The 15402-nt window shown below is 52.1% G+C and carries 14 protein-coding genes; 1 reads left to right on the top strand and 13 read right to left on the bottom strand.

All coding sequences use genetic code 11. The features are described from left to right. Position 1 precedes the first annotated feature (1 nt). The 4 genes from mutM to ACLQ8T_RS07520 are packed head-to-tail and all read right to left on the bottom strand — an operon-like array spanning position 2 to position 2413. A complete protein-coding gene (mutM, locus tag ACLQ8T_RS07535) occupies positions 2–931 on the bottom strand; it encodes a bifunctional DNA-formamidopyrimidine glycosylase/DNA-(apurinic or apyrimidinic site) lyase (protein ID WP_413456254.1) in 930 nt (309 codons plus the stop codon). Positions 932–941: 10 nt separating this feature from the next. Further along, on the bottom strand, positions 942–1640 hold the full coding sequence (gene rnc, locus ACLQ8T_RS07530; protein WP_413456253.1) for a ribonuclease III: 699 nt from the start codon (positions 1638–1640) through the stop codon (positions 942–944). A 3-nt stretch (positions 1641–1643) separates the two neighbouring features. After that, positions 1644–1847 carry a 50S ribosomal protein L32 gene (gene rpmF, locus ACLQ8T_RS07525; protein ID WP_013348816.1) on the bottom strand — a complete coding sequence of 68 codons (204 nt, stop codon included), beginning with the start codon at positions 1845–1847 and terminating at the stop codon, positions 1644–1646. Positions 1848–1849: 2 nt separating this feature from the next. After that, positions 1850–2413, bottom strand: a complete 564-nt coding sequence (locus tag ACLQ8T_RS07520) for a YceD family protein (RefSeq protein ID WP_413456392.1) — start codon at positions 2411–2413, stop codon at positions 1850–1852. 380 nt (positions 2414–2793) lie between these two features. On the opposite strand from ACLQ8T_RS07520, the gene ACLQ8T_RS07515 reads away from it, so the two are divergent. Continuing rightward, positions 2794–4008 carry a CDP-glycerol glycerophosphotransferase family protein gene (locus ACLQ8T_RS07515; RefSeq protein ID WP_413456252.1) on the top strand — a complete coding sequence of 405 codons (1215 nt, stop codon included), beginning with the start codon at positions 2794–2796 and terminating at the stop codon, positions 4006–4008. A 75-nt stretch (positions 4009–4083) separates the two neighbouring features. On the opposite strand, the gene ACLQ8T_RS07510 is transcribed toward ACLQ8T_RS07515, so the two are convergent. From ACLQ8T_RS07510 to ACLQ8T_RS07470, 9 genes are all read right to left on the bottom strand, one after another. Next, entirely contained in the window at positions 4084–7596 is a 3513-nt protein-coding gene (locus ACLQ8T_RS07510) for a CDP-glycerol glycerophosphotransferase family protein (protein WP_413456251.1), read from the bottom strand. Between the two features lie 299 nt (positions 7597–7895). Next, complete coding sequence (locus ACLQ8T_RS07505) at positions 7896–9173, bottom strand: CDP-glycerol glycerophosphotransferase family protein (protein WP_413456250.1); 1278 nt, start codon at positions 9171–9173, stop codon at positions 7896–7898. Positions 9174–9221: 48 nt separating this feature from the next. Beyond that, on the bottom strand, positions 9222–9683 hold the full coding sequence (locus ACLQ8T_RS07500) for an adenylyltransferase/cytidyltransferase family protein (protein ID WP_121866717.1): 462 nt from the start codon (positions 9681–9683) through the stop codon (positions 9222–9224). A gap of 66 nt (positions 9684–9749) precedes the next feature. After that, the gene (locus ACLQ8T_RS07495) at positions 9750–10640 is read right to left on the bottom strand and encodes a glycosyltransferase family 2 protein (RefSeq protein WP_413456249.1); all 891 of its coding nucleotides are present in this window, start codon (positions 10638–10640) and stop codon (positions 9750–9752) included. Between the two features lie 40 nt (positions 10641–10680). Continuing rightward, positions 10681–11499 carry a CDP-alcohol phosphatidyltransferase family protein gene (locus ACLQ8T_RS07490; protein ID WP_413456248.1) on the bottom strand — a complete coding sequence of 273 codons (819 nt, stop codon included), beginning with the start codon at positions 11497–11499 and terminating at the stop codon, positions 10681–10683. A gap of 2 nt (positions 11500–11501) precedes the next feature. Continuing rightward, a complete protein-coding gene (locus ACLQ8T_RS07485) occupies positions 11502–12539 on the bottom strand; it encodes a glycosyltransferase family 2 protein (protein WP_413456247.1) in 1038 nt (345 codons plus the stop codon). Positions 12540–12546: 7 nt separating this feature from the next. Beyond that, complete coding sequence (locus ACLQ8T_RS07480) at positions 12547–13338, bottom strand: ABC transporter ATP-binding protein (RefSeq protein WP_413456391.1); 792 nt, start codon at positions 13336–13338, stop codon at positions 12547–12549. An 85-nt stretch (positions 13339–13423) separates the two neighbouring features. Then, entirely contained in the window at positions 13424–14272 is an 849-nt protein-coding gene (locus ACLQ8T_RS07475; RefSeq protein WP_413456246.1) for an ABC transporter permease, read from the bottom strand. A 136-nt stretch (positions 14273–14408) separates the two neighbouring features. Beyond that, the gene (locus ACLQ8T_RS07470; protein WP_413456245.1) at positions 14409–15383 is read right to left on the bottom strand and encodes an LCP family protein; all 975 of its coding nucleotides are present in this window, start codon (positions 15381–15383) and stop codon (positions 14409–14411) included. Positions 15384–15402 lie beyond the last annotated feature (19 nt).

Here is a 15402-nt window from a genome sequence, read left to right as displayed (position 1 = left end):
ATCATTTCCGCATTCGACGGGGACGTGGCTGGCACACGGGACAGCTGTATGAGGAACGACCCATAAACGGATCGCGTCGAATCAACGATTCTCGTCCGTTCTCCTCGCACCGCAAACAGGCCTTGCCTTCACGCCCGTAGGCGTTCAATGACCTGGAGAAATAACCGCTGGCACCGTTCACATTAACATAGAGGGAATCAAAGCTGGTACCCCCAGCTGCAAGGGCGCGCGTCATCACATCAACCAAGGCATCGTTGAGGCGTTGAACTTCAGGACGCCTAATTGTTGCGGTACTGCGCAATCCGGAGAGGCACGCTTGCCATAGGGCTTCATCCGCATAGATGTTGCCGACGCCTGAAATGATCCCCTGGTCCAGAATGGCCCGCTTCAATTCTGTATTCTTTTTGCGAAGCGCGACGTACAGATCCTCGGGATTGCGGTGAGGGTCCAGGACGTCTCTGGCGATGTGTGCAGCCGCTAATGGGATCGATGCCTGTATCGAACCTGCGCCCGCAGGCAACCCATCGGGTGTTGCGATCAGAGGCGACAGGAACATTCCGCCGAAGATTCGCTGGTCGACGAAGCGCAATTCGCCTGGGAAGCCAGATTTATTGCTCAATGATAGGCGTACTTTTAGATGCTTCTCATCGGGAGCGTCAGGCTCTTCAACAAGAAGTTGCCCGCTCATCCCCAGGTGAGCTACCAAGGCCGCCGGCGTAGATACGCCTTCCAAGTCCATCCAGAGGAACTTGCCACGGCGAACAACAGAAGCAATGGAACAGCCGCTCAGGGTCTGCTCGAAATCTTCAACGCCATCGGCATGGCGGCGGACAGAACGGGGGTCGAGCACCTGAACGGTTTTCACCGTTCGAGTGCGAACCCACTTGTCCAAGCCTTCGCGGACGACTTCAACTTCTGGCAGTTCTGGCATGCGCTGAATGCTATCCCTTGGGTAGCTGCTCACCAGGATGCAGCATTAGCCAAGTCTTGTGTGCCGCTTCCTGCTCGGCTTCTTTCTTGGACGGCCCATGCCCCTCGCCAAATACCTTGTCACCGATGAGGAGTTCAGCGAGGTAGGTACGGGCATGGTCGGGACCGGAACCGCTGACCTGGTAGTGCATCTCGCCTAGTTTTTGGGAGGCTACTTCTTCCTGGATTACAGTTTTCCAGTCGGTGGTTGCGCCCAGCAGTCGAGGATCCTCCAGCAGTGGAGTGACGAAACGAAGCACAAATGAGCGTGCCGCTTCCATACCTTGGACCAGGTATGTTGCTCCAAGGATGGCTTCCATGGTGTCTGCCAGAATGGATGACTTCTTTGAGCCATTGGACTGCGCTTCACCACGCCCCAGGAGCAAGTGCTCCCCCACTTCCAGATCGCGGGCAATCATTGCCAAGGCGCGGGTGCTGACGATAGCCGCGCGCCGTTTCGCGAGATCGCCTTCTGGCAGAAGCGGGAAAGTTGCGTATAGGTATTCTGCAACGCAGAAGCCAAGAATTGAATCACCCAGGAACTCAAGACGTTCATTTGTTGGAATGCCACCGTTCTCATATGAATAGGAGCGGTGGGTGAATGCAAGACGAAACGTCTCGGAATCAATGTTGATTCCGAGACGCTTCATAAGTTCTTCTTTAGAAGACATGTCTTAGACGTCTGCGACCTTGCGACCCTTGTACTCAAGGAACAGTTCGGTACCAGCCGAGTCGGTGACAACCTTAGCCTGGTGAGGCAGGCTGTAGGTAACGCGACCGTTTTCAACGGTCTTCACCAGGTTCGGTGCGGTAGCCTTCCACTGAGAACGGCGGGCACGAGTATTCGCACGGGACATCTTCCGCTTTGGAACAGCCACGACTACTTCTCTTCTCTCTTGTCTGACGTTTTATCGTTTGTCGCATCCTCTGCGACAATGTCGGACAGCTGCGCTAGCGCTGCCCAACGTGGATCCAGGATCTCGTGATCATGCTGGGGGTCATCGTTGAGGCTGATTCCGCATTCACTGCAGAGCCCCAAGCAATCTTCCCGGCAAACCGGCTGGAACGGCAGGGCGGTAACCACTGCGCTCCGTAGTACCGGATCGATGTCAATCAAGTCACCAACCACCCAATACTGATCCACATCATCATCGTCTTCGAATTCTTCGCTCTCTTCATAGTAGAAGAGCTCTTGAATATCAGCCTCGAAATCGTACTCGATGGGCTCCAGGCATCGTCCACATTCCCCAGCAATCTGCGCTGTAGCGGTACCCGATACCAGAATTCCCTCATGCACGGCTTCAAAGCGAAGATCTAAGTCAAGCTCAGATCCTCCACGAATACCGATGAGTGCATTTCCCACATCCGTGGGCGCCGGAACCTGCTCTTTGAGAGTTTTCATCGAGCCAGGCGAACGGCCGAGCTCCCTGGTTGAAAAAACCAGAGGCGAGTTGCGATCGAGTTCGCCGTGCGGCGATCGATCAGAACGCTTTTCGCTAATGATGACTCCTATAGAAACATAGTCCGACATTTCATCTTAGCTTGCCGTTGGCCAAGTTCCCAAACTGAAACCAATTTTAGCGTTCGATATCAGTGTTGCACTCACCACAGCATAGCGCAGGAAGCGGATCAGATTCTGCACGGTCCATTTGAGTGGTTGAGACAAATGCTGAACAGATTTCAACGGCGTCCAACGCACCCGATAAGGCAGGACCACGCTAAGAGCAACCCGACGCAAAATGGCTTATAGCAAACCTCCCGAAGAATTGCAGTATGAAGAATTATGCTTAGTCACGCATCGATTTAAGTGCTGAGGGATAGTTCATGAATGTAATACATACCGTCGATAGAGTCGTCGAAAAGCTCCGGAAGCGCATTGCGACTCGACGACGCATTGAGTTCATTCGGAACCACGCCACAGAACTCCACGAGCTGCCCGTCGGAGCTGGCCGGTACAAGGTCGCGCTCCACTTTCCCGATGAAATGGTCAATGCCTACCAGCTCAGGCAATGGTATGAGCCACTTGTAGCCTTGGCAGAATTCGTGCCTGTAGTAATTCTCGTTCGATGTCCCGAAACTGCGCTGTCCTTGCGCGAGGAATGCCCGCTACCGGTCCACTACGCCCCTGCTGTGGACGACATCGAACGGCTCATGCATACTCAGGATCTGCGCGTGGTGTTCTATGTGAACCAGAATATTCGCAATTTCCAAGCTCTTCGGCTCAATGGACCTAACCATGTTTTCATCTGCCACGGTGAAAGCGAGAAAGCCTACATGTGGTCCAATCAGCTCAAGGCCTATGATTACGTATTTTCTGCCGGTGAAGCAGCCAAGAATCGTCTGGCAAAGCACCTACGCAACTTCGACCCTTCGGAGCGCTGCCGCCTCATAGGTCGTCCTCAAATAGATGTGAACTACACACCGCCCGTAACAGTGAATAAGGAGCTGCCTACGCTTCTCTACGCGCCTACGTGGGAAGGTGACAGGCCTTCGATGAATTACGGATCAGCACTTTCGCACGGTGAGCTATTGGTCGACGCACTGATCAAGGATGGCGGTTTCAATATCATTTTTCGTCCGCATCCGCGTTCGGGGATGAGTGCAAAACCATATGGGCAGGCTGTAGAACGAATCCGCAAACGGCTGGATGCTCACGACGATACTTCCAACGCACGATTCATTTTCGACGATTCCTCGCATTGGGGTTGGCAATGGTCAATCGCTGACCTTTGTGTCACTGATATTTCCGCCGTTGCCTACGACTTCCTGGCAACGGGAAAACCAATGTTCGTGACCGCACCGGTGTCAGGCGACGCCACTATTGATGACTCACCTGCACTTCGACAGGTCCCTGCGTTGTCGGCCCAGCAGGCTGACGAAATAATTCGCCTCGCCCATGACGCGCTCAATAGCAACAACCGCCAGTTGCACGAATTGGTCGAATACTACTTTGGCGACATTTCCCGAGGCGCCAGCATGCAGCGGTTCATTGCCGAAACTCTTTCCCTTGTGCACGAGGATAGCATCGCTGATCGCTAGTCCGCTTGCCAGAATCGTGTTGCCGGAACTAGGACTGTTCCGGCAACACCTTCTCAACTGCCAGTGAGGACTTCCCTATTCAAAGAAGCGTTCAACAACGCGTCGTGCGGCCTGCCCATCATCATGTGGTGCAAACTTCTTGATGAAGTCGTCACGGTTCACACCATGAAGTTGTTCCCCCGCAAGGGCTGACGCGAGTGCATCCCAGAGGTCACTCTCTTCTTCGACAATCGGGCCAGGCAGCGCGCTCTCGTAGTCCAAGTAGAAACCACGAAGGTTATCGCGGTAGTTCTCCAGGTCATATGCATAGAAGATAATCGGACGACGCAACAGTGAGTAGTCGAAGAACACAGAGGAGTAATCGGTAATCAATACATCTGAGGCCAGATACAGTTCCTGGATGTCTGGATGACTGGACACGTCGATTATGCGATGCCGCAGGCTCTCCGGAATTGACACTGCATTTGAAATCAGCACATGCATGCGCAGCATCAGGATGGTGTCTTCACCGAAACGACGGTCGAACTCGTCCAGGTCCATTGGCAGATCGAATCGGAATTTACCTCGGTTTGAGGCAGCATCATCACGGAATGTCGGCGCGTAGAGAACCGTTTTGATTCCAGGGGGAATCGCAAGCTCATCACGCACGCGCTGTTCTTGATCGGCAACGTCAGGACCCGTCAAGATATCGTTCCGTGGATATCCGAGTTCCACCGCTTCGCCCGAGAATGCGTATGCAGACCGCATAATCTCACTGGTGTAGCGAGATGGCGAAATCAGATGCGTCCATTGACGCGTAGCTCGAGTAACTCGGTCCAGATAGCCCTCATCGCGGCCCTGGACTTCTCGGATATCGAGAGCCATCTGCTTCAATGGCGTACCATGCCATGTCTGCAGGAACACGCCCTTGGCACGACGCTTCACGTAGTGAGGGAAGCTCTGGTTATTGACCCAGAATTTCGCCCGTGCGAGGTACCAGAAGTATTCCGGCGACAACCGCTTTACAGTAGACGTCAACGGATCGGTGAAGCGGTGCTTGCCTGAGTAAACCCAAATCTTGCGTCGTGTATCTCCCTGTCGCAGCAATTCCTCGTAGATATATCGAGGAGAATCTCCGTACTGACGTCCAAGACCGGATTCGAATACGATGAGGTCTTCATCCATTGGTGCCAGCTTGTACAGCTTGTAAAGCTTGCGCATGACATCAAAGTACCGCTTATGCCCTCGGAACTTGTTCTTCAGCTTAACTGGCAATTCTGCGCGCCAACCAACGTTGGGTTTGCCACGCAATTCGGCTCGTTCAATTTCTGCGACAATACGTCGTGAATTGTTCTGGTCCCGATGTGTCATGAAGACGTCAGCCCGTTGACGGAACTTCTGCTCCATGGCCTTGCCACGATCCAGTGTATGAGATAGATCCCTCAACAACGTTTCGCTGTCGAAAGCAATGCGACCGGGCAATTCATCATCGAGGTTCAAATGCGAACCGTTGGGACCCAAGAATCGAGCACGGTCGAACTGATAGTAATGAACAGGCTTGTGCAGGAAGCTGAAGTCGAAGTTCACCGAAGAGTAATCGGTGATCATGATCGCAGCGGTCTTAATGAGTTCTTGGACATCAATTTCACCCTGGACGATCAGCCGGGCCGGCGATCCAGCAAAATGATCCCTGAATTGCATCATGTTGGGGTGAAGACAGAAAACTACTTCCAAGCCGTGCTTCTGCACCAGGTCTGCCAGCTCCACCGAATTTAGCAGGTTCTTCCATTGCTCAAGGTAGTCCGATTCAAGGAACACGTCCTCGTTCTGCAACCAGTCCCGCCACGTCGGGATGATCAGCAGCAAATTCTCGTTCACGTGAAGATCCTTGGCCAGCAAGGAATCGAACCTGGATAGCCCTGTGACCTTTACTTCTTCCGGCGAGTAAAGGAAGTCTTTAACGATGTATTGCTTCTCGCGCTCTGACGACACCATGAATAGGTCTGTAGCAAAGCCAGGCGAGTTCTTGCCGTAATTGGGAACCATCCATTTAGTTCCCATGACGCCATGCTGCAAGAATACTCTGGTAGCACGGCAACGCGATGAAAAGCTATGGTGCCTCGTCGGGTACAGGTAATCTGCGTGGTGAGTACCGATGACACGTTGCGCACGAATAGCCAATTCAAAATGCTCTTTGCTGCCATGGAAAACGACGTGATCCATGGAGTCGAAATTCCGCAAGTCCGGAGCGTTTTCATCGATGACGTAGTAGGCATCAATATCTGGACGTTCCTGCCGCAGGTAATTGAACAGGTGCAACCCGTTGTCCTGGGCTTTATAGGATAGTTCGCCAATGATCCAGATCGGCTTGGAATCGGATGGCTGGCTAATCGGGAAACTGCGCTGCCTAGCGTCCGCAAGGACGGCAAAGGCTTCTTTGTCGAACACTTCCAGTATCAGCGATGTAGATTTCGCTTTAAAGGTGAAGTACGGAGAGATCGCTAGAGTCTTATCACCGTTGGTCACTGTACCGGCTCGCGTTGTACTACGCACGGCGAATGGAGTGCGACTTACCCGAACCCGAGCGGGTTCACCTCCGGAGTACGGGGCAGCCAGTAAATAGAGATCGTAGTTATCGCCACGATCTATCGCCGTCCAGTCTGCAGATTTGAAGTCTAGGGATGCCGACCAGCCGTAGCTGGCACGTCCGAAACGTTTTTCTGCATCTTTCTCATCAAAGTTCAGCTCGACTGGAACGTCAAGCCTGAACTCGGACTTACGTCCAACAAGTTGCAATGTGGCTGAGGACAACCGATCGCTTTGCGTTTCCAGAACGCCGCCTAAGGACAGCTTTCCATCATGTATCTGGGTGATATCTGTACGGATCCGGTACTTGAATCGCAATGGTCGATTAATGGCCAGTGCAACTTCGGCCTTTTTATTGATATACAGTCCTACGCTTCGATCGCCCGCATGGTAGACCGTGTTGCTGCTGAAGGCTGTTGAAGAAAACCGTCCCAAAATGCGGTGGGCAATTACGGGTCCATCGAGGATTAGTTCCCCTGCCTCTATGCGCTCCCGGACTTCTTTTCGCCGGAGCAATTCGCCGCCTTCAGCAAGTTGCAACCATGCAATGCCGGAAGGCAATTCATTAAAATCGGAAACGAAGGTTAGCGCGAGACGTACCGTACCGGAGTACTGCTCATCATCCAATGTGACATGGTCGTCATCTGCCTCATCCGAATCAACAGAGCTGAGTTCCGGCTCTTCATCATTTGAAGCAAGTTCCCGGTACTCATGCCACTGATCCAGAACTGAATCCAGTGAGATCTGTGCCTGGAACCGACGGAGTTCAGCGTTGCCGCTCTTTAGCGGTTCATGTTCAAGTGGCGTCACTGCAAGAACTATGTGGCTTCCGTGTAATACCGAAACAGATTGAACAGACTGGGCAACGCAGGCTTCCAGGTGCAGTACGTCATCACGAATCACAAGATTCAGTTCTTGGTAGCCGCTGTAATAGCGATACCTCTTACGCTTCAACCGTTGGGTGCGCAAAGTCTGCAATCCGGACTGCGCTAGGTCTTGCATAGATCGAATTTCAACTGCCACGAAAAGAGTCCTTCAATGTTCTAGCTGCATTGCACCGCATGAGACTTTCAGCGGATCAGCCTGGACATCACGCGAGTACAACATGAAAGGACACCAACACCAACGTGCAGTGTCCACGCTTTCATGTGATCCACAGTAAAGATTACCGCCCGAACGCTCACAAATCGGTTTGAAACCACCACAGTCGCTTGCAAAAGGTCACAGCGGTCCTGCAATGAGGTCGTGCCAGCAACTTGTGCTTAAAAGCAATCGATCCCAATTCGCAAGGTACGAATTGGGATCGAGGAATTTACGGAACTCTAGCTGTGCCAGCCCCGGAAATTCTCCAGTTTTCCTTGACGCTCGGCAATCAACTGCTGAACTACATGCTGGAACCTCTTGGTCGAATCGCCCCGATTTAGGTCTCCAAAGTAGAATTGGCGCATTTCAATACGCTGGTCCTTGTGGCTGTCATGCGTCAACGCATCATTGAGTAAGGCTCGAATATTCATCACGCTGTCGCGGTCCACTACATGGCAGGCCTGGGCAACGGGAGCGTCGCGGTGAAGAATTTCACGGTTGCTGCGTCGGTCGGAAATGACGAGTGGATTCTCCGGGTGAAGGTACAAGTAGTCCAATCCCACGCTGGAAACATCGGTAATTAACGCGTCGGTAGATTCAAACATGGCCAAGATATTGCCCTGTTCCGAAATCACGTGCTCTCCGCCAGCCTCGTTGGCAGATTCGATCATCTGCAATATACGTGCGTGAGACTGGGCAACACCAGGTGTATTGCTGGTCTGGATCCGCGGGTGAGGCTTGTAGATGACACGCCAAGCTGGGTTTTCCAGCAAAGACTCGACAATGGTTACACCATATTTGTCCAACGAGGTGTAGTTGTTGTCCTCGTTCTCGCCTTCCCACGTCGGCGCATACATAACATCGAGTTTGTCGCTTGGATCCAGTTCGAGTTCGAAGTCGATATCCAGCTGCGGACGACCAGTGACTTCCAATTTGTTGAAATCGAAGTCAATCAGCATTGCCTCGTGACGCTTGATGGCTGCTGGGCCCGCTACAAATACCTTGTCATAGGCTTTGGCCTTATTGGAAACCATGGAGAGTTTGTCGCTCTCACCGTGGTTGACATGCACGTGGACTAGTCTTGGGTGATCAAGTGATTGGAAGTTCGTTCTCGAATTATTGGTGTAGATGACCAGCTTCAGGTCATTGTCATCATATAGATCCATCAAATCAGTCAACCTACGTACATAGATCTTTGGCAGATCAGTAATTCTCTCAGCCGCTTTAAATGCGCTCAGTGTACGGAAGACCAGGAGAACTTCTTCTTTTTCGTGCAATTCTTCAAGCACAGGCAACCATTGAGCTACTTGGTAGATCTTGTCCGCACCATCACCGAAGTAGACCGCGACAGATCCTGGTACGGGAATATTGGACACGCCAACATTCACATTGGCCGAAGAACGCCCGGATAACCCCATTAAGCGGGAAATCCGCTTGGCTTCCGGACGCCGACCCACCTTTCGCAGGGCGTCTTTTACGCTGGACTTAATGGAGTCTGTGATGTGCTCGCTAGCCATGTTTACCTTGAAACCTCGAAAACAGAAACTTACAACTAAATGAGTTTACTAGCTCAGTTCCTTCACGATCTGGCTTAAAGTGTCCAGTGTGTTCTTTAACGACGTGACATGTCGCTCATCAAACTCGCTCAGGACGCGCTTCATTTCGGTGGTCGAAATACCGGAGGTACGTGGAAGGTAGACAACTTCGACTTCATCGCCAAGGTCGTCAAACTTGCCCTTCCAGTCCTCTCCGATGCCGAATACCTTGGCATCATACTTCTTTATGTCAGTACGTTTCTGTTCCCAGTTCTCTTCAGGAATGGCGAGGTCTACGTACTTGATCGCCTGGACAATCTCAAGGCGCTGTTCGAATGGAACTACAGGCTTCTTGCCTTTGATGGCGTTGAATTCATCCGTGGATACGCCAACAATCAGGCGGTCGCCCTTTTCCTTGAGACGCTTCAGGATATTCAGGTGACCGATATGGAACAGGTCAAAAGTTCCGTACGTCAACACAGTTTTAGTCATAGATCCCTCTCGAAGTAAGGTACAAGTATTTCGCGCTCGGCTGGTAGCGCTCACTTGGATTTGTCATTAGATAATTGGCGCGCGGCCCGCGAGGGTCATGCGAACAATTGTTTTCCATCTCAGTTTAGGCCGTGGCTCCCGGTACCAGGGACTGCCGGACCATCCCGCACGCCATCCTGCCAAATATTGAGCCACGGCACTTTTACTATGGCGAAGCCGCAAGCACTCAATCAGCATCCAGGATGTTGGATAAATCCAACGCAGCGGCAGTGGCAAATTACGGCGGGCCAGCCATACCCGGTTGCGGGCATTCAAACGATAAAATTCGTCGTGGCGTCGAGGGTCCACGATCGGATGGCCGATCTGCATATCGCCGGCATACCAGACGTAAGTACCGGTATCCCAAACGCGCCAAGCGAGTTCAATGCCTTCATGCGCGTACCAGAACCCCCCTGCCCAGCCACCTGTGGCATCAAAGATTTCGCGGGTGGTAACCAAGCAGGTTTCCCCCACATGGAAAACCTTGCTTGGTTCTACTGCCGTACGTTTTTTCAAACGAGGAATCCAGCGTCTTGGATTCTGCTCTTCATGCGCCGGGTCTGTGATACGCGGCTGCAACAGCCCCATGCGGGGATAATGTTTGAATCGCTCAACAGCCGTGATCAAGAAATCGTCATCAATGAACCAGGAATCGTCGTCAAGGAAGCACAGGTACTCACCTTGTACCTGATCAACTCCGGCATTCCGGCCGGCAGGAATGCCCAAATTTTCCGGAAGAAAATGAGTTTTGATGCCTTCCGGGATATCCGTTGGATCCCACCCGTTACCGACAACAACAGCATCAATCGACACTGATCGTTGGGCTAGCAAAGATTCCAAGGCGCGCTGGAGTTCAATCGGGCGGTTACCCATGGTCAACACAACTACACCGATAGTCGGCTTAATCTCTGCAGGCATTTGTCCTCTGAGGCGGTGGGATACAGGCAATACGGTCAAACTATGCCTTGAGGCGGGATGAGGCCATGTTGGACAGGAAATGCCCGATGTTCACGAGGACGCAAGCAGGCAATAGGATCCATATCATCCATTTTTCAGCAATTCCCGGTGCACCCGCAATCATGGAGATAATCGAGCATCCGAGAATGATCAGCGACAGTTCTACAGCGTGCAGGAGCTTATGGAATGGCAAGAAGCGAGCCAGCGAACGCAATTTTCCTACGAGTGACGTTGTTGGAACAGATCTGGCGGCAGCCGTATCCGGCAATTTTCCAAGCCCAGCCATGCCTCGAGCTGCATGAACCATGAGCGACTGCGAACGATTCAGGACCAGAAGCACCGACAGACAAGCGGCCATGAACAATGTTGGCCACGCCTGCTCGACAGTTGACTTCTCTGTCGAGAGTTCCGTGAAGACTCGGTACCCCAAGGCAATTGGAATCAACGCCTCAGTTGTGTGGTGTCCAACCATGTCCATGAAGATACCGCGTGGAGATTGCGTTCCCCTCCAGCGAGCGACTTCTCCGTCAGAGCAGTCGAAATACAACTGGACCTGAGACAGGAGCACTGCCAGCAGCGGCCCCCAGATGCCAGGGATCAATAGCGCTACAGACATCCCCCAGCCGGCAAGGATCATCAACCCGGTAACTCCGTTGGCGCTGATTCGCGTTCGTACCAGCGCTGCGGTGAGGTAAATCGAGATATGACGCAGGTACAGTTCAGCGGTCCAGTGCTCGGCATTTTTTCGCGCACGAACTTCCGGAGGTTGGCAGACGGCTCGCAACTGGTCAAGCGTTGGGTTATTAGGACGTTCGGCCATGACTACTTCACACGTCCCTTATCGACGGTGCCGGATGCTCCGAATATGCGACCTTTGAGGTATCCGACGGCCCAAGGCAAATGAATGGCTGGGAAAGCACACGTTGCCAACAGCTTGTCTCTCAGGCCCGTCGCGTTGCTTGCCAGTCCAGCAGCCAAAGCGATCGCGGCGTACATGGCAGGGACAGCTTTCGCCAGGTTCAGAGCTACTCGAACCTGGGGTGGTACATCTTGACGAACCAGCGGTTCAATGACGGTTGCTGCCAATCCTGTCGCGACGCCCAAGAGCAAGAGTGGTGGAACATCATGGCGCAACGATTTCCCTTCCGGGAAACGTCGAGCAATTTCAGCCCTCCAGGTACCCGAGGCCATCGACTGGCTCATTAGAGACTTGAAGTTATCACGTGGGTAATAGCCGACCTTTAGTTCCGGATCGAACCAAACGGTGTGGCCTGCCTGTCGAATTCGCAGACAGAGTTCCCAGTCTTGGGCACGCCACAATTCCTCATTATAAAAACCGACTTCGTCGAATACTTCGCGACGGAAGATACCAAGGTACGCAGATTCAGCTGGTCCCTCGGGCGCGCCTGAGTGATAGGCCGGCCCGCCGAATCCGAACTTCGAATGATAGGCAGCTGCAATCCCCCGCTGGACGGCTGTGCGCCCTTTGGCGTCCATCAGTCCCCCAACATCGTGCGCATTCGCACGGAAAAGGGTCTCGATTCCTCGCCGCGTGTAGTTCGACGGCAGCTCACTATGGGCATCAACACGAACAACAATCGGCATAGTGGAAGCCTTGATTGCCAAATTGAGACCGATAGGTGTTCTACCTAGAGGATTATGAACCAGAGTAATTCGCGCGTCAGCATCAGCGAGACGTTCGGCAACATCGTTTGATGCGTCAGTACTAGGACCCAAAGCTAGTACAAGTTCCTTCTCGCCAGAATATTCTTGCCCCAAAATCGAACCAACTGCTTCTTCGAGGTACGCAGCTTCGTTCAGCACAGGCATGACGTAGGAAACGCCTGGAAGTTGAGTCATGCCGGCCTTACTTTTTCGCTTTCAAGAATTTCTGATATTCCTTTGTTACTGAGGCCGTGTCGCCATCCATCATTTGGACACCCTTTTCAATCCAAATGCAGCGATCGCAGGTCTCCTTAATCGAATTCATCGAATGTGAAACATTGAAGATGGTACCCGCGCTGTCTCGGATCTCGCGGATTTTAGCTTCGCTGCGCTTCCGGAACTTTGCATCACCTACGGCAAGAGCCTCATCAACGATGAGAATGTCATGTTTTTTGGATGCGGCAATTGCGAACTTGAGTCTTGCACCCATACCAGAAGAGTACGTTCGCATTGGAAGGTCGATGAACTCTTCCAGCTCCGCAAATTTGGTTATGTCTTCGCGCATCTTCTCAACTTCCGCTCGGCTGTAACCAAGCGCTAATCCACCAAGTGTGATGTTTTTATCCCCCGAAAGATCAGGGATTAAGGCAGCACCAACGCCAAGTAGGCTGGGACGGGAACGAGCATAGACCGCACCTTCCGAAGGTGGCGTCAGCCCGGTAATCGCCCTAAGCAAAGTGGATTTGCCCGACCCGTTCGAGCCGACTACACCAATAGATTCATTTTCATACGCAACAAAAGAAATCCCCTTTAGGGCATGAACGGTGCGCACGCCCTTGAGCTTTGGTTGAAGTAGGCGACGAGCGCCGGCGTTTCCAATCGCCTTCCCGCTCGCGAACACCTCATACTTGACATGCAAATTATCGACAATTACGACAGGCTGCCTCGACGAATCCACATTGATGGACTTGGATTCGACTTGGTCAGGCGTCACTACATCGATAAACGAGGTATCGTCAGAAAAAATAGGCGCTGGCTCGTACTCGGGATGCAACTGCGGGTTAATCAGATCATCGAAACTAATTCGCACGTCCGTACCTTTCCTCAGCCTTCCAGAAGAAGATCAGCCCGACAATAAGCGTTATTACCGCCCACACGGTTATAACCCACCATGCCTGCGGGTCGTATTCAGCATGATCCATAATGAAGCCACGAGCTAACTGAAGAGTCTGATAAATCGGATGCACATCGAAAATTGCAATCATCCATGGCCATTGATTGAGTAGTCGCTCTGCACTGAAAAGGACTCCGGAAGTATAGAACAGTACCCGGCCAATCATTGGTAGCACGTTCGAGAAGTCACGGACGTGCACAGTGATACGCGCACAGATTAAGGCGACTCCTAGGTTAAAAACAGTAAAGACTGCAAGTATCGGCACAATTCCAAACCAAGTCCATTTAGGGCTGGTGCCCAGAATTAGCGCGTAAATGAACATAACTGCGAGCATCGGCATCAGCGTAAGCAAGTTCTGCGTGACCTGCGCGACCGGCAAAGATAGTCGAGGGAACGCCAGTGATTGAACTAAAGACGAATTACCAGTTATGGACTTAGCTCCCCCGTTCATCGACGTAGAGAAAAATTCGAAAAGGAAGACACCGACCACGATGTAAACCGGGTAATCGACGCCTCGTGCCCCGCCCTGCAAAATGCCAAAGACGAATCCATACACCAGAGCGTTGAAAGTAGGTTTGATAACAATCCAAACCATCCCCAAGCGATTTCGCTGGTTCTGGGATTGCACACGTGCTTTAGCCAGCTCATAAATGAACTCGCGGCGTTGCCATGTCTGCTTCAGATAGTTAGCCAACGTCGGTCGTGCACCTACTCGGTGCAAGCCGTACTTTTCGGCCTCCTCTGCAACTGTCATGCGAATTATGTCCTCTTGTTCGAATGCTTCTTGATGCATTATCGGCTAAGCATAGATGTTCAAAGTCTAGTAGATGGAGAGCTGTTCTTCTGGCTTTCTCACCTCAGCATGATGTAGTTCATCCCACATCACCCGATCATGGTGTTTCCGGCGGGTTCTCACGAAGGTAATCAGCCATCGTGTCGTTTTGCAACGCTTCGCTAATTTGAGTGATGGCGAGTTCGCTAGCCAATTCTATTGATTGCCCATCCGCACTCATCGATGCGCCTGCGGTTGGCATCGTGAACATCGCCATATTATCTGTGTCCACGTTTTTGAGTTGCAAGCCTAGTCCAACCACGGTTGCAGCATCAAAGCTGTCGTCAAAAGTCAGATAAGGAGAAACTTTGTCGACGATGTCGTAAAGCTTAACCGGGTTAGCCAGTGTTTCTGATGAAAGTACCTGGTTGACAGCTGCAGCGATGAATTTGCGTTGATTCGCAACACGTTGGTAGTCACCATTGGTAAACGACTTCCGTTCTCGGACATATCGAAGCGCCCGGTCGCCTTCCAGCTTGATGTCACCTACAGGGTAGAAGTAGTCAGTATCATTCGCGGTGAAAGGGATTTCGTTATTTACAGTTACTCCGCCTAAAGCCGTTGACAGTTCTCGGAATCCTTCGAAATCAACCATGGCTACATGATCCAGCTTGGTCTCAAAAATTCCTTCGATTGTTTGCATCAACAGTGGAACTCCGCCAAGCGATATTGCGGCGTTGAGCTTGTTCATTCCGTGGCCGGGAATCTCCACGTACATGTCTCGAACCATCGACATGATGAACACCTGAGAGCGGTCCTCCGGGATATGGACAAGCATCATCGAATCGCTCCGCTGCGATACTGCCTCATTCAAAGCAGCGGATTCAGCTGTATCTTCATCGGCATGGTCGACACCCAGCAACAGAATATTCAGGGACTTGTCGTCCTGATCCTTTACGGGGCGGGCCTGTTCCTCGGCGTCTGAAAAACCCAATGCTACGGTGTTAGATTTTGCGTTGAACTGACGTTGCAAATCGAATAACACATAGCCTGCGCTGAGTACTGCAACCAGTAGCACTGCAACTACAGACACGACGATGCTTTGGGTTCGT

The sequence above is a fragment of the Glutamicibacter sp. FR1 genome, assembly GCF_047300825.1.
GTDB lineage: Bacteria > Actinomycetota > Actinomycetes > Actinomycetales > Micrococcaceae > Glutamicibacter > Glutamicibacter nicotianae.
Note: the sequence above shows the minus strand (reverse complement) of the source record. Positions and strands in the feature narration are given on the sequence as shown.

Bases quoted from the DNA above. Each gene is read 5' to 3' on its own strand.
- ACLQ8T_RS07505 (WP_413456250.1), bottom strand. From the start codon at position 9,173: ATGGCTAGCGAGCACATCACAGACTCCATTAAGTCCAGCGTAAAAGAC.
- ACLQ8T_RS07490 (WP_413456248.1), bottom strand. From the start codon at position 11,499: ATGGCCGAACGTCCTAATAACCCAACGCTTGACCAGTTGCGAGCCGTC.
- ACLQ8T_RS07475 (WP_413456246.1), bottom strand. From the start codon at position 14,272: ATGACAGTTGCAGAGGAGGCCGAAAAGTACGGCTTGCACCGAGTAGGT.
- mutM (WP_413456254.1), bottom strand. From the start codon at position 931: ATGCCAGAACTGCCAGAAGTTGAAGTCGTCCGCGAAGGCTTGGACAAG.
- rnc (WP_413456253.1), bottom strand. From the start codon at position 1,640: ATGTCTTCTAAAGAAGAACTTATGAAGCGTCTCGGAATCAACATTGAT.
- ACLQ8T_RS07500 (WP_121866717.1), bottom strand. From the start codon at position 9,683: ATGACTAAAACTGTGTTGACGTACGGAACTTTTGACCTGTTCCATATC.
- ACLQ8T_RS07485 (WP_413456247.1), bottom strand. From the start codon at position 12,539: ATGACTCAACTTCCAGGCGTTTCCTACGTCATGCCTGTGCTGAACGAA.
- ACLQ8T_RS07515 (WP_413456252.1), top strand. From the start codon at position 2,794: ATGAATGTAATACATACCGTCGATAGAGTCGTCGAAAAGCTCCGGAAG.
- ACLQ8T_RS07495 (WP_413456249.1), bottom strand. From the start codon at position 10,640: ATGCCTGCAGAGATTAAGCCGACTATCGGTGTAGTTGTGTTGACCATG.